We start from the raw sequence: 22,342 nt of genomic DNA on the forward strand, positions 1-22,342 counted from the left end.
GATTATGAAGATCGCATTAGATGTTGATGGTGTACTTGCTGATGTTATCCAATCATGGCTAAATTATAGTAATTCAATTAGGCAAGAAATTCAAAAACATGAGATTATTGATTGGGATTTTTGGAAAAAATTTGAAATTGATCGTTATGACTTTTATGCTGAGTTAAGCTCGTGTTGGAAAAATTGGACTTCGATTCCTCCTACTGAAGAAAATCTAGCCTCTATCACAAAAAATCTGTCTGATATTGGTCAAGTAGATATTGTAACTGCAAGAGAGCGTTCAACTGACTCTTTTGTAAAAAACTGGCTAAAATATCACAATATTTCATTTGATAATTATGTTTCAGTAATTCATGGTCCTATGAAAGCTGATTTGGATTATGATGTCTTTATTGATGATTCACCATTAAATGCGTCAAAATTTCTAGAAAACAAGAAAAAAGTCATTCTATATTCTCAACCGTGGAATCAACATATTACTGAAAATAAAATTCATCGAATTTCAAATCTCTCAGAAGCAATTCAAAAATTAAATTAACTTTTTGTAAATTTCTTAATATTTACTTGATGTCCTTTTCTTACATGTGTAGAATGAGTTGTTTTTAATAATTCTGAAATTTTATCATCATCATAAAATTTTACATTGTAACGTCCTAGAACTTTTTTACAATTCATACAATAAACTTCTTTGAATTCCATTTTGAGTTGACAGATGTTATACTTTCAGTATAATAAAGAAACTTATTCTAGATTTCAAAAATTCACAATGCGGGAGTCGCCCAGCCTGGTCAACGGTGTAAGGTTCAGATCCTTATCTTCTAGGAGTTCGTGGGTTCAAATCCCACTTCCCGCATAATTAGTTATTTTCTAATTTGTTTTTGATATTTTTTAAAAGAAGTTTGTTGATCGTTTCTCCAGATGCTTTACCTCTTAATTCCTTCATCGCAATTCCCATTAGAGGCCCAATCGCTCTTTCTTTTTGATTTTTTATAATTTCTTGGTTATTTTCAACAACTTGATGACAAATTTTCTCTAATTCTGATTCATCTACAGCCTCAATTGAAGCATTTTTCATTGCCTCTTCTATTGTTTGAGACTTTCCATTCATAATGTTTTCAAAAATAATTTCAACTGATTCTTTAGTAATTTTTCCCTCTTCTAAAAATTGAAATGTTTTTGTTATTTCTTCATTTTTTAATAATTTTGAATCTAATCCGTTTCTTTCTAAATTTGTTATAGTTGAACATAATACTGATGCTACAAATGTTGGGTTTACTTTGGTTTTTCCAATTACATTTTCAAATAATTCAAAATAATTTGAATCAAAAAGTTGTTCTGATAATTGAAGATTTAGTTGATATTTTGTTTGTAACTCTTTAATTGAATCATCCCATGATTTGGGAATGTTCTTTATTGCATTACTTAATTCTGTTTTTGAAATTATTATTGGAGGAATGTCTGTTTCAGGATACATTCTTGCTGCACCTGGTCTTGGTCTTAGAAATTTAGTCTCTCCACTTTGAGTTGCTAATCGTGTATCGATTGGAATTCCTTCATTTCTAATATACTCGATTCTCAAAACTATCTGATCTATGATTATTTCTATTTTCTCTTCTGGAGCTGCCAAAATTAAAAATCCATCATTATCATTAATCTCTAAGGTTCTTTTCAAATCATTAATGTCTTCATTTTCAACACCGTAATTTGGTAACTCATCAGAATGAAAAACTCCACCTATTCCAAAAAATCTTACTAGTTCTGCTACTTCTTTTCCTAATCTAATTCCTTCATATGGGGAATATCCAAACATGCCTGCCATATTTCTAAATGAAATTCCAATTATTTTCTGATTTTTCTTTATAGCATTTTGAATAATTTTTGATTTACATTTTTTGAATAACTTGGTTACATCTTTACGATCTTTATTTTCATGAGTCCAATCAATATTCTGTAATTTTTCTGAGATTTTTAATAACCCATGTTGTCTTTTAGCCTCATATTCTACCACTTTTTCTAATTGATCAAGCTGTTGAACTCCTTTGACTTCAATTACGACATTTCCGCCTTTTATTGAAACATTAACATCTTGTCGAATTGAACCTAATCCTCGTTTCACTTTTTTAGTACTCCTTAAAATTCTCCCTAATGCCAATGCAATTTTTTTAATTTCATGCGGTTTTACTTCAAATGGTTCAGTAGCAATTTCAACTAAAGGAACACCTAAACGTTCTAAACCATATTTCTTAATTGAACCGTCTTCTCCCAAAATCTTTGCTGCATCTTCTTCTAGACAAATAGATTGAATTCCAATTTTTTTTTCCTCTACATTGAAAGAACCACCTTGTGAAATTAACATTGTTCGTTGAAATCCTGTAGTATTTGATCCGTCTACAACTGTTTTTCTCATTGGATATATTTCTCTAAATACATCTGATTGTAGTGCTGATGCAATTATCAAAGAAATTTTCTTTGCATCTTCATCTAACTCATGTGGAGGTTCTTCATCTTGTTCAACAAGACAACTACTCTCTGGATTTGCAAAATACATTATAGTTTTTGATTTTGATTTTTCAAATAACGCTGCGGGGTCATATTCTCCTAATTCACTTTTAGCAGCACGTAATTTCCTTTGAAATTTTACAGAATATTCGTCTGTGTCAATAGGTGTACAATTACAAAATAATTTTTTATTAGTAGCTAGTTGTTGATGGATCTCCAGTCCTACTTTAACTCCTAATTCATCTGTTGCAAATTCTGACATTTTTTCTCCTAGATTGACATTTCTGATGCAATATTATCAAGCATAATTTCTTTTACCTCATCTATATTCTGAGTATTCCCAAGTGCCCACATTGCTTTTACCAGAGCCACTTCTGGAAGTATGTCTTCTAAAGGAATTATTCCTAAATTTAGAAGATCTCTGCCACTTTCATACACTGTCATTCTTACTCTTCCATCAATACATTGTGATGTCATGCCTAGAAACATCCCTTTTTCGTTGGCTTTTTTTATAGAATCATACGTGACTCTTCCAACATGTCCTAATCCTGTACCTTCAAAGATTATTCCTTTGTATCCACTATCGATAATTTGCTCAATTAGTTTAGGATCATATCCTGGATGGTATTTTACCAAAGCAATTTTTGTATCTAGATTAATTTTTGGTTGGAATTCTAGAGTTTTGTAAACTTCTTTAGAAATATTTTTTTGAATTTTTTCTTCTGCAATTATAAATGCTGGATTATCTCCTATTGTTTGAAATGCCCCTCGTTTACTTGTATGATTCTTTCTAACTCTTGTTCCAATATGACATGCAACTGTGTTATCATTTTCATCATTATGCATGGCAATGTATACTCCTTTTGTTTTACTTTCTGTGATGAATCTTGTTGCTCCTATCAAATTTAGTGCCGCATCAGATGATGCTCTATCTGAAGATCTTTGTGAACCAACTAAAACAATTGGAATTGGAAATCCTGCTAATGCAAATGAAAGAAATGATGATGTATAATGCATTGTATCGGTTCCATGGGCAATAATAATTCCTGAATAATCTGAATCTGAATAACTGCTAATTTTTTTTGCTATTTCTAACCAATTTTCTGGCATTATGTTTTCAGAATACTCTGACAACAAAACTTCTGCATCAATATTTGCAATTTTAGAAAGTTCGGGAACTGATGAATTTAATTCTTCAGCAGTTAATACTGGAGTAACTGCTCCTGTTCTATAATCTACTTTACTTGCAATCGTTCCTCCAGTTGAAAGTAGTAATACTTTTGGCAATCCTTCTATTTTGTTTACTTTTTCAGGCTCCTCAACAATTTTTTCTGAAGACTGAATTTTCTTAACATTCTTAATTTTAGCAATTTCTAATCCAACATTGTATCCACTCTTTAATTTCAAAACAATGTGTTTATCGTCACTATACTCATATCTGGGCATAATTATGCCTGAATATGTAATATCTAAAAGAATTTTTACAGAATCTCCAACTACTAATTGATTGTTCTTTAGGAATTCTAATGAATCCCCTTCATATCCTCTATATTTTGACATTTACGAGAATTAGATTCGCTATTTAATTAAAACTACCTGTAATAAGATGCAACTAGTTTTTCGCCCATCTTGAGGTCTTTTTGTTCTCTTACTTTCTTTACTGCCTCTTCAAAGTGTTTCATTGTTACTTTTGCATCAATACTACTCTTTTCAATATCTTTGACATCTGGATGCTTGTCTAGGTATTCATGAATAACTAGTGAAACTGCCGTATTTGCAATAGATGATGTATCAGCTCCACTCATTCCATCTGTAATTTCAGCAATTTTGTCCATGTCTACATCATCTCCCATAGGAATTTTCTCTGCATTAATTTCAAGAATACGCTTTCTACTATCTTTATCTGGATTTGGTACTTGAATAATTTTATCAAATCTACCTGGTCTCAATAATGCCGGGTCAATCATGTCTGCTCTATTTGTTGCAGCTAAAACAATAACTCCGTGCATGTTCTCCATTCCATCTAACTCTGTAAGTAATTGACTAACAACTCTTTCAGTAACTGCAGTTTCGCCACCTGCTCCTCTAATTGGTGCAATAGAATCTATCTCATCAAAGAAGACTACACATGGTGCAGATTGTCTTGCTCTTTTGAAAATTTCTCTGATTCCTCTTTCTGATTCACCAACCCATTTTGAAAGTAATTCGGGACCTCTAACAGAAACAAAGTTTGCTTCACTTTGTGTTGCAACAGCTTTTGCTAGTAATGTTTTACCAGTACCGCTTGGTCCATGAAGTAATATTCCTCTTGGCATACTATGTCCTAATTTATCATAAAGGCCAGGATACTTCATTGGCCATTCCACTGCTTCTTGTAATTCTCGTTTAACATCTTCTAAACCTCCAACTTCGTCCCACTTTACATCTGGATTTTCAATGAATACTTCTCTCATTCCAGATGGAGTTACCTCAATCAATGCTTTGGTAAAGTCTTCATGATTTACAATTAATTTATCCAAAGTCTCAGGTGGGATTTTTTCTTCTTCAAGATTAAGAATAGGTAATAATCTTCTCAAACATTTCATTGCAGCTTCTTTACAGAGATATTCCAAGTCTGCACCAACATATCCGTGGCTAATTGCTGAAATTTTATCCACGTTAACATCATCCGATAATGGCATGTTTCTACTGTGAATTGCAAGAATGTCTTTTCTTCCTTTCTTATCTGGAACTTTGATTTCAATTTCTCTATCAAATCTTCCTGGTCTTCTAAGTGCAGGATCAATTGCATTTGGTCTGTTTGTTGCAGAAATTACAATTACTTTTCCTCTTGCTTCTAACCCATCCATTAATGATAACATCTGAGATACAACTCTTCTTTCAACTTCTCCAGTAACTTCTTCTCTTTTTGGTGCAATAGAATCTATTTCATCAACGAAGATAATTGAAGGAGCCTTTTCTCTTGCTTCTTTGAAAATTTCTCTTAGCCTAGCTTCACTTTCACCATAAAACTTACTCATAATTTCTGGACCTGAAATGCTGATAAAGTGTGCATTACTTTCATTTGCAACAGCTTTTGCCAGTAATGTTTTACCTGTTCCTGGTGGACCATACAACAAAACACCTTTTGGAGCTTCAATTCCTAGTTTTTCAAAAATTTCAGGATGTCTTAATGGAAGCTCAATCATTTCTCTTACCTTCTTTATCTCATCAGTTAAACCACCAATGTCTTCATAGGTTACTTGTGGAACTCCACGTAATGTTTCTCCTTTTTCTGCAATATGGAAAACTGTCTTTTGAGTAATCAAAACTGCATCAGCAGCTGGAGTAACCCCAATTACTTGAAAAGTTAAACGTCCACCAAAGTATGGGACCATAACGTTATCTCCTTTTATCAAAGGAACACTTTCTAAAGCATCTGCAAGATATCTCTCATCAATTGGAGGAATTGCTTCTAATGGAGCAACTACAACCTTTTCTGCAGCAACTGCTTTGATTTTTCTAACTGAAATTGTATCTCCAATTGCAATTCCTGAATTGTTTCTTCCTAGTCCGTCAATTCTGATAATTCCTTTTCCCTCATCAGATGGATATAGCGGAAGACATTTTGCAACTGTTCTTCTCTTACCTTTAATTTCAATAACATCGCCTGTAGAGGCATTTAATGTGTCCATTGAATCATAATCAATTCTTGCTACTCCTCTTCCAACATCTCTTGTGTATGCCTCTAAAACTTTGAGAGAGAGTGCATTTTGGCTCATACACAAATGCCCTCTGTCTAATTTTTATACCTTTGTGGTAATTTATCCAAATCACAGGTAAAAATCACAAGCTTAAAATCCTCTTTACGTAGGAAACGATCAACTTTGGGTAAGAGACCATTAGTAAGAAGACGTGGCCGTGGAGGCAATCAATTCAGATCTACTTCTACTGGTAAAGTAGGCACCAAAGCAAATTATCCTCGTTTCCCACTATCTGAACAACATGAAGGTGAGATCATTGACCTTGTTCATGAACGTGGTAGAGAAGCACCTTTAGCTAAAGTTAGATTTGAAGATGGTTCAGTATCATTTGTTCCAGCAGTTCTTGGAGCAAAAGTTGGTGAAACTTTACAATTTGGATTAAAATCAAAAATTGAAAAAGGAAATGTAATTAGTATTCAAAACATTCCTGATGGAACTATTGTATGTAATATTGAAAAGCACTTTGGTGATGGTGGTGCAATTGTAAAATCTGCAGGAACTGATGCAACTGTTTTCTCTCATGGTGATGAGGGTGTTACTGTTAAACTTCCTTCTGGAAAATTCACTACTCTAAATCCAAAAAATAGAGCCATGATTGGAACTCTAGCTGGAGGTGGTGCTAGTGAAAGACCATTTATGAGTGCAGGTGGAAAATGGAGAAACTTCAAAGCTAAAGGAAAGAAATATCCAATAGTCCGGGGTGTTGCTCAAGCAGCTTATGTTCACCCACACGGTGGTGGTCGTCATCAACATGTTGGACAAAGTTCTACTGTTTCTAGAGATGCTCCTCCAGGAGCTAAAGTTGGAAGCATTGCTGCAAGAAAGACTGGTAGAGCCAGAATTAAAGAAAGAAAGTAGTTTTTTCTTTAACCGAAAATTGATTAATAACTCTATGAAATCTTTGATGAATGTCAAATCAACGAATTAGGCTTTTTGTAACAGGTAGAGTTCAGGGTGTTTTTTTTCGCCAGACCTTAAAAACAAGAGCAATACAAAATGATGTTTTTGGATGGGTAAAAAATCTCAAAGATGGTCGTGTTGAGGCCATTTTAGAAGGTAATGAAGAAAATGTTAGTAGATTGGTTGAATGGGCTCATGCTGGTCCTGCAAATGCAATAGTTGAGGATGTAGAAATCCGAAATGAAAAATTTACTGATGAATTCTCAAAGTTTGATGTTTTGTATTAGCGAATTTGCTCATATGCTTTTTTAATTAAATCTGAAAATTCAGAAATTTGTTGGTTCTTATTGATTTGAATAATTTCTATGGGTTCTTTTCTATTTTTTTGAATTTTTATCACTACTCCTTCTTTTTGAGGTTCTACATCTGTAAACCATCGAAATGTCATGGATTTACAAAAAACAACTCTGTGCATTCTAACATCTTCAACCACATTTTCACCTAAAGAAAAACAAAATTCTCGAATTGAATCAAACAAAGGCAACACCTGAGGAGGAATTTGTTTTTTAAAGTCATCATAACTTCTTTTATTTCCAAATGAAATTATTCCTTCCATGATCTTGTAAATTTGAGTTTAATAATAAATGGTAGCAGATCTGTTGGTTCCAGTCTAGACGAATAGCCCCATTTCAAGGCGTACAAGATCCGCCACGTTGACGAGGAAGCGTGGATGCTCCACCTTAGGATTGCTCCCTCCCGGACCTCATCCCTTTCGATGGTTCGGTCTTAGAAGTTATCCCTTCGGATAATTCTAGTCCTGCAACCACCCGCCTCGGCGTGATTTCATTTCCGCACACCAAGCGGGAATTACCCATCTAGAGATTTACCCAACAGTTACTGATCTCTGCATATAGCCGGTTTCAGAACAGGGCACGGCTGGCACCCCGATCCTACCTACTACCAATTTTTCTAAAACAAAGTATGTTATATTTGCATTAGGTTTGATTCTCTTTTAGTTTCAATACCATGTTGCAAACTGAGCATACATTACCTGTACAATCATTACCACATTTCTTACAAACCATTTTTTCTTTGTAGTTTGTTCCTTTTACAATATTAGATACTCTGAGAATTGATTGATACAAATTATTTTTAATTCCACTATGCTGTTTTTCTAATGAATTTAAAAATTCACGAATTTCTGTTCTTATTCCTTCATTCATGTGAGGACAAGGTTCTGATTGGAATGGAATATCATTTGTAAATGCATAAAATACTATCTCTGATTCATATATTTCACAAAATGGTTTGATTTTTCTTAAAGAGTTTGAAGATGTATCAGGATCCATCCATCCAATCTTGTTGGTATCTCCTGAAAGCATGTTTATGACAAATGTTTGTAATGTGTCATCTAGATTATGTCCTGTTGCAATAACATCTGCCCCGACATCTTTTGCCGCATGATCAATTGCTCTCCTTCTGAGAGTTCCACAAATTGAACATGATGATGTTTTCTCATTTTCTCTCAAGTCTAATGCTTCATCAAGTGTTAGCTCAAAGAGATCCTTGTAAGAGTAAACTTTGTGTTCTACTCCTAACTCTCCACAGAATTTCTCAACAATTTCTAATGCTTCATTTCTATATCCTGGAATACCCTCATCAATAGTAATTGCTTTAATTCTAAAATTATGAGTTGATGACATTTCATGAATGATTTTCAACAATGCAAGAGAATCTTTTCCACCTGAAACGGCAACTGCCACTAATTCATTATTTTTGATCATTTTGTGTTTGGAAATGGTTTTTGCAGTCTTTCTTACAATAGAATTTGAGAAACATTCAGAACAGAGTTTTTGCCCAGAATATTTTCTAGTATAAACTGCTGAGTTTTCACACCCGTCACATTTCATGACTTTGAATATTTTTTTTCATTAATGATTCTTTAGGTATTTTCTATATTGTGAACCAACCAGATTTTACATATGATAAGGCAATGTTTAGACCAAACAATGCAAAAGTGAATGCATAGATTCCCCACATTACACCATTTACTGCTTTTTCTGAAATTCTTTTGTCAATAATAGTATGAATGAATTTGCCTCCATCTAAAATTGGTAGTGGAAGCATGTTGATTATTCCAATAAAAAATGATATCATCCAAAGCCACAAGAGGAACATTGAAACATTTGGATCATTCCATTCAATGAAATTCATTACAGGTTTGTATGCAAATGAATTGTCTCTCATAATTCCAATTAATCCTCTTTCTGGGTCATCAGGTGCTGGCATTACTTCTAGACTAAATTCTAATGGTTGTCCATCTCTAAGTACAGATACACTTGCCATGTCCCCTGGATTCAAACTGGGGAAATCTGCCGGACTCAGAATCTGTTTGTCATTTATTGATGTGATGATATCGTTTGCAAGTAATCCTGCTTGTTCTGCTCCTGAATTTTCGATGATTGAAAGAATCAAAACTCCTTCAGGTAATTCATAAAATGTACTCAAAAGTGGTTCAGGTAATACCATTGCAAAAAATGGATTTGTAAGTAAAATTGCTCCTAAAACAAATGCGAAAATTACATTTGAGGTAGCTCCTGCCCCAATAACTCTAAGCTTTGAAATCTTTTTTGCTTTGTTAAATTCTTCTTCATCGGGTTCAACAAATCCTGCAAACATTGCGATAAATATGGCAAAGCCACCAGTTTTGATCTTAATTTTTTCTAATGCTGCAACAATACCATGTGCCCCCTCATGAATTACTAGTACAACTGGAATTGATAATAGAAAATATGTTATTGATGCAGCTGAAGTTAATGTAACTCCTGGAATAAGAACAGTCAATTCTGAAAATTCTGTTTGTGCAACAAAAAAGTTTGCAACATTATTTAGCAAAAACCAAAATGCAAAACCCATCATAATGAAACCTGAAATTACACTTACATCTGCAAAAACCCTAATTCCCCTTCTTGTCCTACTAAGAAGTTTTAACAATACTGAATTGACTTGTTTATTTTTGTAAGTTAGACTGTATGCCTTTATTTCAAAACCATGTTTTTCTAATTTTAATCCTTTTGCAACAATGACAATAACTACCCATGCCATTAATACATAGATAATCGAGTTTTGAGTAATAAAATCAAGTTCCAAATTAATTGTAATTTTTTTAAGGTACGGACATTTATCGGTTACTATGAAACCAGCAGTAATTATCTCAACATATCCTGATAAAAAATCAATTACAAAAATTGCAAAAATGTTTGTAAAAAATAAGATAGTTGCATGTGTAAATATTTCGAAAATATCTTCAATCTATTCTTGGAATAAAAAAATAGAAAATACCTCAGAATACATTGCTATTTTTAAAACAACATCAAAAAACAAGAAATTACTTAAAGAAAAAATTAAAGAAACTCATCCCTATGATGTTCCAGAAATTGCTGAAGTGGATGTGACTTCAATTAACAAATCATATCTTGATTGGTTGATAGAATCAACAAATTAGGATTCTATTGAATATCTTAACAAAGAAACGATTCCACCTAAACCCGTTACTCTCAAACCTATGTCTGTAGAAGAGTCAACACTATACATTTTCACTCCCTTACTTTCAACATCATTTAGAAAATCTATCATTTTTTGTTCATCATCTTGAATGGCTTTATCTGAAAAAACAAGAGATTCAACTGCGCCCATTTGATTTGCATTAAATGTCTCATCAAAACCCATGGTGAACTTTTTACTTTTTTTGTTTGCAAGTAGCATAACTTCATCAATAATTGATGATACTTTTGCTAATTTACTGTCTGACATTATCTCTTTCATTGTATTTGATTTTGTGAATGTATAAATTCCATCTTCGCCTCCAGAATCTATCCCTTCAACCACTTGAACTTTGAATTTTTGTAAATTTTGTGATTTTTGAATAAAATTTGCAAATCGCTTTTTTGTTTCTCCTGGACCAAAAATTACTATTGCATCTCCTTCTTTGAGAATGGTTGAAATTGCTTGTTGTACTTGTTCAAAGAATTTTTCAATGTTAAAATTGGTTTTGTATCTCTTTCCACCAGAACCTGAGTAAATATTTGGCATAAATTCTAAATGTGTTCCTCTTAGTCTTGCAATTCCACTATCTCCTGTATCAATTGCTACAAGTACAAAACCAACTTGGTTGTTACTTGATTCTAAAAGATTTTTTTCAAATGGTAACCATTTTTTCTTTGAAATTGTAATTCCATCATTAATTTTTAAAATAAATGAATGATGTGTTCCATGTGGTACTGACTCGTTACTTGATTCAGAAATTATTCCTCCAATCCTTAATCTATCTAACACATCATCGAGTGAAATTTTTTCCACAGTTAATGCAATTCTAATTTTAATTCTCTCTCCCTTATCTGGTCTAGAATAATCTTTATCTTGTTTTAGTACTCTAGTTGTATCTCCAATCACTTTATCATTTTTTTTGATAATTCTTCTTAAATTCAAAAGATCATCTGAATCTTCTGGGATGATAGAAATTAAATTATCATCAATATTCTTTGTAATCATATTGTTATCTTAAACTACAAAGAGAAAAGAGTTTAGTTTGTTACTTCGTTAGTTTTTTCTTCAGATTTTTTCTTGAGATAACTTTCAACCCAATCCAAAGTAAGAACTCCTGATTCCGCTAAATTTGTTAAAGAATTTGCAGATGCTTCTCCAGTTACTTTACCATGATTTCTTTTTAATTGACGCCATTTGAGAGATGTGTTGCCACTTTTTGAATTGTAAATAATTCCTAAAATGTCTCTTGCATTAACAAATGTAATATCTCTAATTTTTTTCAAAGTTACTTTGTCAGCTGCCTCTACATAGATTGCTCCTAAACTATCTTCTCTTTCAGCAAATACTTCTGAATCATCCAAATAACTTCTTGGAGCATAGGATTTGCACGTGCTAGAGATGATAAATCTTCTAAAACTTTCTACTGATGCTGGAGTGTCAATTGCAACCATTTTGAATGAATAATCTATTGGCCATTTATCAAGCTTCTTGAAAGACTCAATAGGAATCTGCCTCAAATATGGCTTGCAGGTGGTGATGAACCTATCCCTTTGAAATGATGATGAGGATCTTGAGTTCTGAGCCTGCTTATGATTTTAATTGATGATTAACTTAGAAAAATTATGAATTCACTAACTGAATATATGACATTTAATGTTCAATCACGTAGAGGTTTTGTCAATATTACTCCTGATATTAGAAAACTAGTTGACAAAAGCAAAGTCAAAGAAGGTTTGTGTCTTGTTAATGCTATGCATATTACTGCAAGTGTTTTTATCAATGACAATGAAGGTGGATTGCTTCATGATTATGAAAAGTGGTTAGAAGAATTAGCACCACATGCTCCGGTTGATCAATACAAACACAATGATACCGGAGAAGACAACGCAGATGCTCACCTAAAAAGACAAGTGATGGGAAGAGAAGTGGTTGTTGCAATTACTAATGGTGAATTAGATTTTGGTCCATGGGAGCAAATTTTCTATGGAGAATTTGATGGAAAACGACCAAAAAGAGTTTTAGTAAAAATAATCGGTGAATAATTTTCTAGCCAAAGTCTGCATCACGTTTTTGACTTTGTGATTCATTCTTTCTTGCAGCGGCTCTAAATTCATCATCATGGTTTTGAGGTCCATGTCCACACTTTACACATGCAATTTTGAATCCATTATCATTTTTTTCATATGTTTCACATCCGCAAAAACATGCCATGATTAATCTAATTTCTAAGACGATATATCTTTTGGGATGCTATGAAGCTGATTTACAACATTCACCAACTGGAATGTCATGATCATGAGGACATTTTCTTGGATGTTTTAGCATTGTACATAGAGCATCTGTGAACTGTTTATTCATATGATGTTCAATGCCACATACCATTTCTTCATCGATATCTACTTTGAGTGCACTATCCATCAGAACTTCCAAGAGTCTACTATTTCTCATCATGCTAGAACCAATTGATTGACCTTCATCTGTAAGTTTGACTCCTGCTTTGTTATAAGTGACCAAATTCTTACTGTTTAGTTTTTTTAACATTTGAACAACACTTGGTTGTCTAACATTGAGCATTTTTGCAATTGTACTAATTTTGACTTCTTCTCCTCTTTCTTTGATGTGCCAAATTGCTTTGAGATACATCTCCACATGTTCAGCTTCTGCTGTTCCTACAAATAGAGTCTCTTCATCATTTAATACATCCATACTCATACCTTCTTTGAATCTTTTAATAAATATTCGAAATATTGACGTGCAAATCCGGCTAATCCTGCATGATCTGCCCAAATTGCAACTACATCTGAAGAATTTTCAGCAGCAACGGCTGGACCCAACAATATTACAACATATTTTTTATCAGAAATTATTCCTCCTCCAAACAAACCTTTCTTGATTTTTACTGTAGCAACTCGTTTTATTGCTTTGATGTATTCTTTATCCATTTTATCTGACGTGAGAATTGTAATTTCTACTCCTTTATCATGCAGTGATCTTAATTTTGGTAATGCTTGTTTTACTAATTCTTCACCAGCTTCAGGCAATGCAATCATTACTTCATTTCTACATGTCTCAACCATTTCCAGAATTTTTGCTGCAATGTTTATTGCACCTGATAATACCCAAATGTCTGGTTTTTCACTGGTTCCACTTTTTTCATACAATGGAACTAATTCATTTAGAATGACACTTTGATTTTCTGAAAAATCATTTTCCATTTTCTGTTTTGTAGTTTCTAATCCTGTTGATGGCGATTTTGCAAAATATTTTGTTGGTCTTGAATCGTCTGTTCCAATCCAACCTTTTTCTTCTAAAGTTCCTAGAACTTCGTAAATTTTTGAATATGGAACTCCTGATTTTTGACTGAGTTCTGATGCTGTTAATTCTCCTGATTTTAGTAATGCCGAAAATGTTCTAATTTCATAACTTGTTAGGCCTATTTTTTCTAAAGCCTTTCTTGTTTTATCTGATATGCTCATGCGATCTAGTCGATCAGTTTTGATATTTAAATCACATATGCCTGCTTCCTAAATTCCACCCGAGGCCAAGTATGAAATGCATTATATACCATTTCTGAAAAATGCTCATAGTAGACATGGCTCTGATTCAGATATCTAATCAAACTACAAAGAATTTAGGTAAAAAATCCACTATTAGATTCACTCAAAGTATCTGTCCAGATTGTAACATGATTTTGGATGCAGAAGTTTTTGAGAGAGATAACAAAGTCTTCATGTCTAAAGTTTGTCCAACTCACGGTGAATGTGAGGAATTATACTTTGGTTCTTACGAATTATACAAGAAATTCAGTACATACTGGATGGATGGTAAAGGTGCTCATGCTCCAAATGTAATGATTGACAAATGTTCTTGTCCAAATAATTGTGGATTATGTTCAAACCACTTGTCTCACAGTGGACTTGCAAACATGATTGTAACTAACAGATGTGATTTGACATGTTGGTATTGTTTCTTCTATGTAAAGAAAGGTCTAGAAGGTGCTTACATGTACGAACCAGATCATACTCAAATCAGAGGAATGATGAAAACTCTAAGAGCAGAAAGACCAATTCCAGGAAACTCTATGCAAATTACTGGTGGTGAACCAATGCTTAGAGAAGACATTGCTGATGTTATCAAAATTATGAAAGAAGAAGGTGTTGATCATATTCAGATGAACACTAACGGCATTAGACATGCAATGGATCCAGAAGCAGCACGTGAAGTAAGACTTGCTGGCTGTAACAACTTGTACCTTTCATTTGATGGTGTAACTGCAAGAACAAATCCAAAGAATCACTGGGAAATTCCATATGCTCTTGATAGTTGTAGAAAGACAGGAACAACTGTAGTATTTGTTCCAACAGTAATCAAATCAATTAATGATCACGAATTAGGTGGAATTATCAGATATGCTCAAAAGAATATGGATGTAGTTCATGCTGTAAACTTCCAACCAGTATCACTAACTGGTAGAATGGGTAAAAGTGAACGTGAAAAATATAGAATTACTGTACCTGATTGTATTCAAAGAATTGAAGAGCAAACAAATGGTGAAGTGACTGTTGATGATTGGTTCCCAGTACCAAGTTGTATGCCATTAACAAATGTAATTGAAGCATTCTCAAGCAAACCAAAATACGAATTATCAATTCACTTTGCTTGTGGTGCAGGAACATACATCTTTGAAGATGAAGAAACAAAGAAGTTCGTTCCATTAACAAAATTCTGTGATATTCAAGGAATGTTAGAATTATTTGAAGATAAAGCCGAAGAAATTCGTTCTGGTAAAAATAAGTATTTCACAATGCTAGAAGTTGTAAGAAAACTCAAAGGATTTGTAGACTCAAAGAAGCAACCAGCAGGATTAGACTTAGCAAAGATGTTTGGTAATATCTTGATGAAGAGATCATTTGATTCAGTTGGTTCTTGGCATGTCAAAGGATTATTCCTTGGTATGATGCACTTCCAAGACAAATACAATGAAGACCTAGAAAGACTACAAAGATGTGATATTCACTATGTTACTCCTGATCTTAGAATCGTTCCATTCTGTGCATTTAATGTAATTCCAGAATGGTATAGAGACAGAATCCAAAAGAAATACTCTATTACCGTTGAAGAATGGGAAGAAAGAGAAGGTGTTAAACTTGAAGACGGTCTATACAGAGGTCTTATGAGACGTGGCGCTGGTGATGAACTTGCAGCAGGATGTGCAAAAAGTGAAATGTTCCACCAAGCAGCACAAGCAACAATGTAATAGAATTTAATCCAATACCTTTTAAGCTCAACAACTAATTTTGTTTTGTGAAAATTCTGTATATATCACCAAGATATGAAGGTGGAATTGGTGGTCACGCAAAAAGAGTTGCAGAAAAATTAAGAGAAAACGGATTTGATATTGAATTAATGAATATTCCTCATGTTCCAATAAAAAATTTGAAGAATCCATCATTTACAATTTTGGGAACTATGAAAGCAATGATTAATTCTAAAAAATATGATGCTGTACATGCATGGAATATTCCTTCTTCATTTGTAATGAAAAAAATAAATGCAAAAAAGAAAATTTTATCGGTTCATGGAATTTATGGTCAACAAATTGAAAAAATTCATTCTAAAACAACAAGTAAAATTGGAAAAAAAGCTGAAGAAGAATCTTTCAAAATACCTGATATGTTTACAACTGATTCAAAATACGTACAAAATTTCTACAAAACACAATTAGGAATTGATTTTGTATACTTGCCTGCTCCATTAGATGTATCAAAGTTTGATAAAATACCTGATTTGCCAGAAAAAAAAAATCAGGTAATTTACATTGGAAGAGACAGTTATGAAAAAGGAATTGATATTCTAAAAAATATTGAAGATAAAATTAACGGTAATGTTGTTTATTGTACCGATCTCCCCTGGGACGAAACTATGAAAAAACTTAAAGAATCTGCTATTCTTGTTATCCCTTCTAGAATGGAAAGTATTCCTCAGGTGATCAAAGAAGCATTTTATCTAAAAAAACCAGTAATAGCTACGGAAGTTGGTGGAATTCCTGAAATAATAGGAAACAACGTAACTGGTATTTTAGTGCCTCCTGAAAATCCTCAAAAACTACTTGAAGCAATTAACACAATTTTAGAGGATAAATCATTAACCGAAAAACTTGTAAAAAATGCATTTGATTTTATTAACCAGAATTTTACATGGGAAAAATTGTTGCCTAAATATATTGAATTTTATAAAAATACTTAAACTCAAAATCTAGAATATTGGTTTTTATTTAGCACTTAAAAATTTTGATTATTGAAGCAAAAACTAATTGATTTTTTAGTTTGTCCTACATGTAGAAAAGATGTTGATGTAAAAATTCAAAAAAAACAAGGGTCTGAAATTATAGAAGGTTCGATCAAATGTCATGAATGTAAAGATGACTTTAAGATTACAAAAGGTATTCCTAGATTTGTTGTTGACAATACAAAAGATTTTGTTAAAACAGAAGATGCATTCAGTGAAAAATGGAAAAGACATCACAAAAATCATCACAAAAAAGATTGGGTAGATTTTCAAAGAAAATGGTTCCTTGATAGGTATGGGTGGAAAACACTCGATAATTTCAATAAATTTTTGAGTTCAAAATCTATGATCCTTGATGCTGGAACTGGAATTGGAAATAGCGCAAAATTTCTATCAACCAATAAAAATTCTCAAGTTCTTGCATTAGACGCAAGTGAAAGTATTGATTTTGCGTATGCAAAATATGGAAAATTACCCAATGTGCACTTTTTACAGGCTGATCTTCGTCAATTACCATTCAAAAAAAATTTCTTTGATTATATCTATTCAGATCAAGTTCTTCACCACACAAAAAACACAGGTACATCATTCAAGTATTTAACAAAATTCCTTACCAAGTCAGGTCACATTTCAATTTATGTTTATAATAAAAAAGCGCCTGTTAGAGAATATGTTGATGATTACATTAGAAATAAAACGGTGAAAATGACTACTGCAGAATGTGCTGAATTCTCTAAACAAATGGCACTTTTGGGCAAAGGTTTAGCTCAATTAAAAAAGAAAATCAAAATACCTCAAGACATTCCTCTTTTAGGTGTCAAAGCGGGTGAATATGATGTACAACGTTTTGTGTATTGGCATTTTTTGAAATGTTTTTGGGATGAATCTGATAATTTTGAGAGAAGCATTGGAGTGAATTTTGATTGGTATTCACCAAAATTTGCATTTAGACACACTCCAAAAGAAGTTAAAACCTGGTTTAAAGAGTCAAAATTAAAAATCACAAGCTTTAAAGAAATTGAAAGTGGAATTAGTGTTACTGGTAAAAAATAATATAAAATTATTTTAACAAATTTTCCAAATCTTTAACAAATTTTTTTGCAATTATATTCCAGTCGAAATTATTTTCAACAAAATTCCTTCCTTCTACACCCATTTGTTTTGATAAATCTTTGTTCCTAATCAACTCTGTTATCTTTTCAATAATTTCTTTTGAATCTCCTTTTTTTACTAAATATCCTGTTTTTTTATCTATCATTAATTCAGGAATTCCACCAACATCTGTAGCAATTACTGGTTTATTCATCAATTGTGCTTCGAGTAAGGTTAATGGTGACATGTCTAATCCTGAAATTAATGCATAAACATCAATTTCACTTAAATATTGTCTAACTTTTTTTGGATATTCTAATGAACCTAACCAATGAAAATTCTCATATCTCTTTAATTTTGCAATAATCTTTTCCTTAAATGGACCGTCTCCTACCCAGTAGAAGTTTACATTTGGTAGGGCCTTTAGAACTTCTTCAAGTAACAGCATCTCCTTTGCTTTATCCCATATGACGGCTCCTTGCAGTAATCCTACACATGGATGTTTTAATGAAAAACCTTTTTCATAAAACCACTTTGATGGATCAATTCCTTGATACATTACAAATGTTGGTTTGTTTAGAACTTCATCCTTAGTCTTATTTTCTAAATACTTGCATATTGGAACAATTGCATTGCATCCATTAAAACATGCATTTCCAATTTCCCACCATTCTTTTAATGCTCTTCTCTTTAGAAATGATGTGTAAATTGTTTCTTTTGCCAATTTCATCTCTTTCCAAAAATCCCCCCTTAGATGAATAATTAATGGAATTTTTGATTTAATTGCAGATAATCCAAAATGTCGTTGTCTGTCAACAAAAATCACATTTGGCTTAAATTCATCAATTAACTTTAAAAATTTTTTATCCTTTTGTATCCAATTTGAAATTTTTCGACTCGGATAACCATCAGAATAATCCACATCTAGAACAACTTTGGTTTTGATTCCCAATTCTTCTAATGCATTAGCAAATTCCTTTAAATGAAAAAGTTTTGAACTAGAACCACCAATTAATATTTTCATTACAGTCATAATTTTGTAAATTTTTGAATACTTTAGCTTATCTCTGTTTCTTTTAAGATTAAATATTTTTATTTGATATTTTTTGTTCTAACCATTCTTGTATGGTTGTAGTTGGATTCCAATCTAATGATTTTTTAATCAAATTAGTATCTGCAATTGTGATCTTTACATCTCCTTCTAATTCGGGTCCAAAAATTGGCTCCACATTCAAATTTTTTGCTCTAATCATTGTATTTGCTAATTCTAGCACTGAAATATTTGAATTTGTACCTACATTAAAAAATGCATGATCAATGTTACTTTCCATTGCCATAATGTTTGCATTAACAACATCTTTCACATAAACAAAATCTCTAGCTTGTAATCCGTCTCCGTTAATTTTTGGTGGTAATTTGTTTTCAATACGTTCTAAAAATAATTTTACTACCCCTGCATATTCTTTTGATTGTCTTTCACCAAAAATATTGAAATATCTCATACCAATTACTTTTAGTCCTTCTTTAGCATATTTTTCAGCTAGTTTTTCTTTATCAACCTTAGTTTGTGCGTATGGATTTATAGGATTTTGTGGTGCATATTCTTTGATTGGTATTTCAATAGGGTTTCCATAAACGCTTGATGAGCTTGCATATACTACTTTAATTCCGTATTCTTTAGCTTGTATGAATACATTTTCAGTACCTTTTACGTTTACATCTTGATATTCTTCTGGTTTACTAAATGATTCTTGTACAGATGCTCTTGCTGCTAGATGGAATATTCCATCTTTATCTTTAAAGATCTCTTTTAAAAGGTCTTTGTCTCTGATATCTCCCTTAACAAACTCAATTTTATCTATAATTTTTTCAAGATTAGACATTTTTCCTGTATTTAGATCATCTAATATTGTGATTGATTCTCCTTTTTTGATTAATTCTTCAGCTAAATGACTGCCAACAAATCCTGCCCCTCCAGTAATAAGAAATTTTTTCATATTTGATGAAAATCTTGTCTTTTAAAATAGATTGCTATAAAAAAATCTAATTTCCTACACCAATTGCATGATAAACACAATCTAATTTTTTATTTTTTAAAATTCTACGTGAATCGATCAAAATTCTTTTTTTCATATTTTTTAGATTGCTATTTTTAATATTGTGGTATTCTGGCCATGCTGTCATTAATACTCCACAATGACTGTCTTTTAGAACTTCAGAAATTGAATTCGCATATTTTATTCTCTCTTTAAATTTCCTCTTAACATTTTTCATTGCCATAGGATCATGTACTGTAACTCTTGCATGTTTTTTCAATAATTTTTCTATAACTTTTATCGAAATTGAATCTCTAATATCATCTGTTTTAGGTTTAAACGCTAGTCCTAATATTGAAATATTTTTACCCTTTAAATTACCACAATTCTTCTCAACTAAATCAATTATTGACTCAATTTGTTTTTGATTAGATCTGTCTACTGCATTGAGAAGTAATGGAGTAACCCCTACCTTTGATGAAAAATTCATTATGGCTTTTACATCTTTAGGCAAACAAGATCCTCCATATCCTGGTCCTGCATTTAGAAACAGTTTTCCTATTCTGGGATCCAACCCTATAGTTTGTGCAATATCATCAATATTAGCACCTGGAATATTTTGACATATGTTAGCTAATTGATTGATAAAACTAATTTTAGTTGCCAAAAATGAATTATTTGCATATTTGATCATTTCAGCTGTTTGATGATTTGTTTCAATTATTGGTACGTTGGGGTGTATTTTTGAAAAAAATCTCTTTGCTTTCTTCATAAATTTTGTTTCATCTCCACCAAGAACCACCGCATGTGGAAATTTTGTATCCTTGATTGCAGTACTTTCTTGTAAAAATTCTGGATTTGATAAAAGACCAAATTCTTTTCCAGCTTTTTTACCTGTATTTTTTTCTAAAATTGGTAAAATAATATTTTGTAGCGTTCCTGGAATTACTGTACTTTTAATAAATATAATTGGATTTTTTTTATTTTTAAGAATATTTTTGCTAATTGTTAAAACAGCTTTTTTAATCATTGATAATTCAATTGAACCGTCTGATTTTTGTGGCGTACCAACTGTAACAAAAATCATATCACAATTTTGAATTAATGAAAAATCTTCGCTAATTGCTAATTTTTTTTTTAAACCATTTTTAAGAGCTTTTTCTAATCCTGGTTCAAAAAATGGTGATATACCATTAGAAATTTTATTACATTTTTCTTTGTCTACGTCTATTCCTACAATGTCGTATCCTTTAGATGCTAAAACACTTGTAAGTGATAGTCCTACAAATCCTAAACCCACTATTCCTATCTTCATATCTTAAATTCCCCCATCTAAAGATTATGCCTTTCTAAATGTAATTGTTTGTGCATCTCTATATGATTCCACTGTACCTACATCAACTTCTTTTTCATTTTTATCTAAAGTAATAGCCAAAACTTTTTGTTTTTCTTGAATCATGTTCTGAATCGCATCTGTTAACTGGAATTCTTTTCCTTTTCCTGGTTTTATTTTTTTTAAACTTGAAAAAATATTTTTCCTAAAATAATATAATGGCAATATTCCAAATTCTGACTTTGGTTTCTCTGGCTTTTCTATTACTTCTTTAATATTTAACACATCATTAGATAATTTTTCAATTGTTGGAACTCCATATCTTTTTGAATCTTTAACTTTTTTACAGAGCAAAATTGCTTTTGCTTCTGGATATTCTTTAGCTGTTTCTATCAATCGTAAAATTGGATGTTTGGAATTACTTAGTATTGTTACATCTCCTGCATGAACAATAAAATCTTCTTTTCCAACATATCTTTCTGCACGTTTAACCGCATCTCCAAATCCTAAAGGTTTATTCTGATTTATCCAAATTAGGTGAGATTTTTCTAATTTCTGATAAAACTTTAACACGATTTTTTTATAATCTCCTGATAACTCCCTAAGATATGTTTCATGAGGAGTAAAATGATCCTCAATAGATCTCTTTTCTCTACCTACAATAAAACAATAATCTCTAAAATTCAATGAATAGAACTGCTCAAAAATATATTGCAATAGTGGTAAAACCACTTTCTTCTCAGAAAATACTTGTGAAAAAATAGGCATCATCTCTTTGGGCATTTCTTTTGTAAATGGTAATAGCCTGGTACCTTTACCTGCGGCTGTAATTACTACCTTGGTCACAAAAACTCATTGATAGTCTTATCATTAAGTTTTTAAAATTTTGGTTAAAAAAATTCTTA

At 32.0% G+C, this 22,342-nt stretch carries 24 protein-coding genes, 1 tRNA gene and 1 other RNA gene; 9 read left to right on the forward strand and 17 right to left on the reverse strand.

Translation table 11 applies throughout. The annotated features are described in order from the left end of the window. The first annotated feature begins 4 nt into the window (after nucleotides 1-4). Nucleotides 5-538 (forward strand): 5' nucleotidase, NT5C type, encoded by a 534-nt coding sequence (locus ACQY2P_RS08335; RefSeq protein ID WP_428326172.1) that lies wholly within the window; start codon nucleotides 5-7, stop codon nucleotides 536-538. Here the strand turns inward: ACQY2P_RS08335 and ACQY2P_RS08340 are convergent. Further along, nucleotides 535-675 (reverse strand): hypothetical protein, encoded by a 141-nt coding sequence (locus tag ACQY2P_RS08340; protein ID WP_428327300.1) that lies wholly within the window; start codon nucleotides 673-675, stop codon nucleotides 535-537. The genes ACQY2P_RS08335 and ACQY2P_RS08340 overlap by 4 nt on opposite strands. Before the next feature lie 93 nt (nucleotides 676-768). On the opposite strand from ACQY2P_RS08340, the gene ACQY2P_RS08345 reads away from it, so the two are divergent. Beyond that, a tRNA-Leu gene (locus ACQY2P_RS08345) sits at nucleotides 769-853 on the forward strand. A 3-nt stretch (nucleotides 854-856) separates the two neighbouring features. Here ACQY2P_RS08345 and gatE read toward each other — a convergent pair. Genes gatE through ACQY2P_RS08360 form a run of 3 tightly spaced genes read right to left on the reverse strand, consistent with a single transcriptional unit; the run spans nucleotide 857 to nucleotide 6,260 of the window. Further along, complete coding sequence (gatE, locus tag ACQY2P_RS08350) at nucleotides 857-2,761, reverse strand: Glu-tRNA(Gln) amidotransferase subunit GatE (RefSeq protein WP_428326173.1); 1,905 nt, start codon at nucleotides 2,759-2,761, stop codon at nucleotides 857-859. Nucleotides 2,762-2,769: 8 nt separating this feature from the next. Further along, nucleotides 2,770-4,059, reverse strand: a complete 1,290-nt coding sequence (gatD, locus tag ACQY2P_RS08355) for a Glu-tRNA(Gln) amidotransferase subunit GatD (RefSeq protein ID WP_428326174.1) — start codon at nucleotides 4,057-4,059, stop codon at nucleotides 2,770-2,772. A 32-nt stretch (nucleotides 4,060-4,091) separates the two neighbouring features. Further along, nucleotides 4,092-6,260 carry a CDC48 family AAA ATPase gene (locus ACQY2P_RS08360; RefSeq protein WP_428326175.1) on the reverse strand — a complete coding sequence of 723 codons (2,169 nt, stop codon included), beginning with the start codon at nucleotides 6,258-6,260 and terminating at the stop codon, nucleotides 4,092-4,094. 105 nt (nucleotides 6,261-6,365) lie between these two features. Here ACQY2P_RS08360 and ACQY2P_RS08365 point away from each other — a divergent pair, with 105 nt between their 5' ends. Next, nucleotides 6,366-7,100: a 50S ribosomal protein L2 gene (locus tag ACQY2P_RS08365; protein ID WP_428325026.1), complete on the forward strand. Its 735-nt coding sequence runs from the start codon at nucleotides 6,366-6,368 to the stop codon at nucleotides 7,098-7,100. Between the two features lie 50 nt (nucleotides 7,101-7,150). Further along, a complete protein-coding gene (locus tag ACQY2P_RS08370) occupies nucleotides 7,151-7,429 on the forward strand; it encodes an acylphosphatase (RefSeq protein WP_428326176.1) in 279 nt (92 codons plus the stop codon). Here ACQY2P_RS08370 and ACQY2P_RS08375 read toward each other — a convergent pair. The 4 genes from ACQY2P_RS08375 to ACQY2P_RS08390 form a co-directional block, all read right to left on the reverse strand. After that, the gene (locus ACQY2P_RS08375; protein WP_428326177.1) at nucleotides 7,426-7,758 is read right to left on the reverse strand and encodes a DUF5655 domain-containing protein; all 333 of its coding nucleotides are present in this window, start codon (nucleotides 7,756-7,758) and stop codon (nucleotides 7,426-7,428) included. The two genes, ACQY2P_RS08370 and ACQY2P_RS08375, sit on opposite strands and share 4 nt — an antisense overlap. Nucleotides 7,759-7,790: 32 nt before the next feature. After that, nucleotides 7,791-8,102, reverse strand: an RNA gene (gene ffs, locus ACQY2P_RS08380) — signal recognition particle sRNA. Nucleotides 8,103-8,137: 35 nt separating this feature from the next. Beyond that, nucleotides 8,138-9,052: a TIGR00269 family protein gene (locus ACQY2P_RS08385; protein WP_428326178.1), complete on the reverse strand. Its 915-nt coding sequence runs from the start codon at nucleotides 9,050-9,052 to the stop codon at nucleotides 8,138-8,140. 43 nt (nucleotides 9,053-9,095) lie between these two features. Then, nucleotides 9,096-10,247, reverse strand: a complete 1,152-nt coding sequence (locus tag ACQY2P_RS08390) for a site-2 protease family protein (RefSeq protein ID WP_428326179.1) — start codon at nucleotides 10,245-10,247, stop codon at nucleotides 9,096-9,098. An 88-nt stretch (nucleotides 10,248-10,335) separates the two neighbouring features. Here ACQY2P_RS08390 and cutA point away from each other — a divergent pair, with 88 nt between their 5' ends. Then, nucleotides 10,336-10,647 carry a divalent-cation tolerance protein CutA gene (cutA, locus tag ACQY2P_RS08395; RefSeq protein ID WP_428326180.1) on the forward strand — a complete coding sequence of 104 codons (312 nt, stop codon included), beginning with the start codon at nucleotides 10,336-10,338 and terminating at the stop codon, nucleotides 10,645-10,647. Here cutA and ACQY2P_RS08400 read toward each other — a convergent pair. Both ACQY2P_RS08400 and ACQY2P_RS08405 read right to left on the reverse strand, forming a co-directional pair. Then, nucleotides 10,644-11,693 carry an mRNA surveillance protein pelota gene (locus tag ACQY2P_RS08400; RefSeq protein ID WP_428326181.1) on the reverse strand — a complete coding sequence of 350 codons (1,050 nt, stop codon included), beginning with the start codon at nucleotides 11,691-11,693 and terminating at the stop codon, nucleotides 10,644-10,646. The genes cutA and ACQY2P_RS08400 overlap by 4 nt on opposite strands. Nucleotides 11,694-11,725: 32 nt before the next feature. After that, the gene (locus ACQY2P_RS08405; RefSeq protein WP_048071331.1) at nucleotides 11,726-12,139 is read right to left on the reverse strand and encodes a hypothetical protein; all 414 of its coding nucleotides are present in this window, start codon (nucleotides 12,137-12,139) and stop codon (nucleotides 11,726-11,728) included. 171 nt (nucleotides 12,140-12,310) lie between these two features. Between ACQY2P_RS08405 and ACQY2P_RS08410 the strand changes: the two genes are divergently transcribed. Continuing rightward, nucleotides 12,311-12,730 (forward strand): secondary thiamine-phosphate synthase enzyme YjbQ, encoded by a 420-nt coding sequence (locus ACQY2P_RS08410; protein WP_428326182.1) that lies wholly within the window; start codon nucleotides 12,311-12,313, stop codon nucleotides 12,728-12,730. A 4-nt stretch (nucleotides 12,731-12,734) separates the two neighbouring features. Here the strand turns inward: ACQY2P_RS08410 and ACQY2P_RS08415 are convergent, their stop codons facing one another. Genes ACQY2P_RS08415 through ACQY2P_RS08425 form a run of 3 tightly spaced genes read right to left on the reverse strand, consistent with a single transcriptional unit; the run spans nucleotide 12,735 to nucleotide 14,164 of the window. Further along, a complete protein-coding gene (locus ACQY2P_RS08415; protein ID WP_428325018.1) occupies nucleotides 12,735-12,899 on the reverse strand; it encodes a hypothetical protein in 165 nt (54 codons plus the stop codon). A 39-nt stretch (nucleotides 12,900-12,938) separates the two neighbouring features. Next, nucleotides 12,939-13,394: a metal-dependent transcriptional regulator gene (locus ACQY2P_RS08420; protein WP_428326183.1), complete on the reverse strand. Its 456-nt coding sequence runs from the start codon at nucleotides 13,392-13,394 to the stop codon at nucleotides 12,939-12,941. Nucleotides 13,395-13,396: 2 nt separating this feature from the next. Continuing rightward, nucleotides 13,397-14,164, reverse strand: a complete 768-nt coding sequence (locus tag ACQY2P_RS08425; protein WP_048071334.1) for a TrmB family transcriptional regulator — start codon at nucleotides 14,162-14,164, stop codon at nucleotides 13,397-13,399. Between the two features lie 101 nt (nucleotides 14,165-14,265). Between ACQY2P_RS08425 and tes the strand changes: the two genes are divergently transcribed. The 3 genes from tes to ACQY2P_RS08440 are packed head-to-tail and all read left to right on the forward strand — an operon-like array spanning nucleotide 14,266 to nucleotide 18,029. Continuing rightward, entirely contained in the window at nucleotides 14,266-15,945 is a 1,680-nt protein-coding gene (gene tes / locus ACQY2P_RS08430) for a tetraether lipid synthase Tes (protein WP_428326184.1), read from the forward strand. A 47-nt stretch (nucleotides 15,946-15,992) separates the two neighbouring features. Next, nucleotides 15,993-16,934 (forward strand): glycosyltransferase family 4 protein, encoded by a 942-nt coding sequence (locus ACQY2P_RS08435; RefSeq protein ID WP_428326185.1) that lies wholly within the window; start codon nucleotides 15,993-15,995, stop codon nucleotides 16,932-16,934. A 51-nt stretch (nucleotides 16,935-16,985) separates the two neighbouring features. After that, nucleotides 16,986-18,029 (forward strand): methyltransferase domain-containing protein, encoded by a 1,044-nt coding sequence (locus ACQY2P_RS08440; protein ID WP_428326186.1) that lies wholly within the window; start codon nucleotides 16,986-16,988, stop codon nucleotides 18,027-18,029. Between the two features lie 7 nt (nucleotides 18,030-18,036). On the opposite strand, the gene ACQY2P_RS08445 is transcribed toward ACQY2P_RS08440, so the two are convergent. Genes ACQY2P_RS08445 through ACQY2P_RS08460 form a run of 4 tightly spaced genes read right to left on the reverse strand, consistent with a single transcriptional unit; the run spans nucleotide 18,037 to nucleotide 22,283 of the window. Beyond that, complete coding sequence (locus ACQY2P_RS08445; protein WP_428326187.1) at nucleotides 18,037-19,092, reverse strand: glycosyltransferase family 4 protein; 1,056 nt, start codon at nucleotides 19,090-19,092, stop codon at nucleotides 18,037-18,039. Nucleotides 19,093-19,150: 58 nt separating this feature from the next. Next, the gene (locus tag ACQY2P_RS08450; RefSeq protein WP_428326188.1) at nucleotides 19,151-20,065 is read right to left on the reverse strand and encodes an NAD-dependent epimerase/dehydratase family protein; all 915 of its coding nucleotides are present in this window, start codon (nucleotides 20,063-20,065) and stop codon (nucleotides 19,151-19,153) included. 46 nt (nucleotides 20,066-20,111) lie between these two features. After that, nucleotides 20,112-21,419: a UDP-glucose dehydrogenase family protein gene (locus ACQY2P_RS08455; protein ID WP_428326189.1), complete on the reverse strand. Its 1,308-nt coding sequence runs from the start codon at nucleotides 21,417-21,419 to the stop codon at nucleotides 20,112-20,114. 24 nt (nucleotides 21,420-21,443) lie between these two features. After that, nucleotides 21,444-22,283 (reverse strand): sugar phosphate nucleotidyltransferase, encoded by an 840-nt coding sequence (locus tag ACQY2P_RS08460; protein ID WP_428326190.1) that lies wholly within the window; start codon nucleotides 22,281-22,283, stop codon nucleotides 21,444-21,446. Nucleotides 22,284-22,342 lie beyond the last annotated feature (59 nt).

Origin of the sequence: Candidatus Nitrosopumilus sp., assembly GCF_965262695.1 — an archaeon.
GTDB lineage: Archaea > Thermoproteota > Nitrososphaeria > Nitrososphaerales > Nitrosopumilaceae > Nitrosopumilus.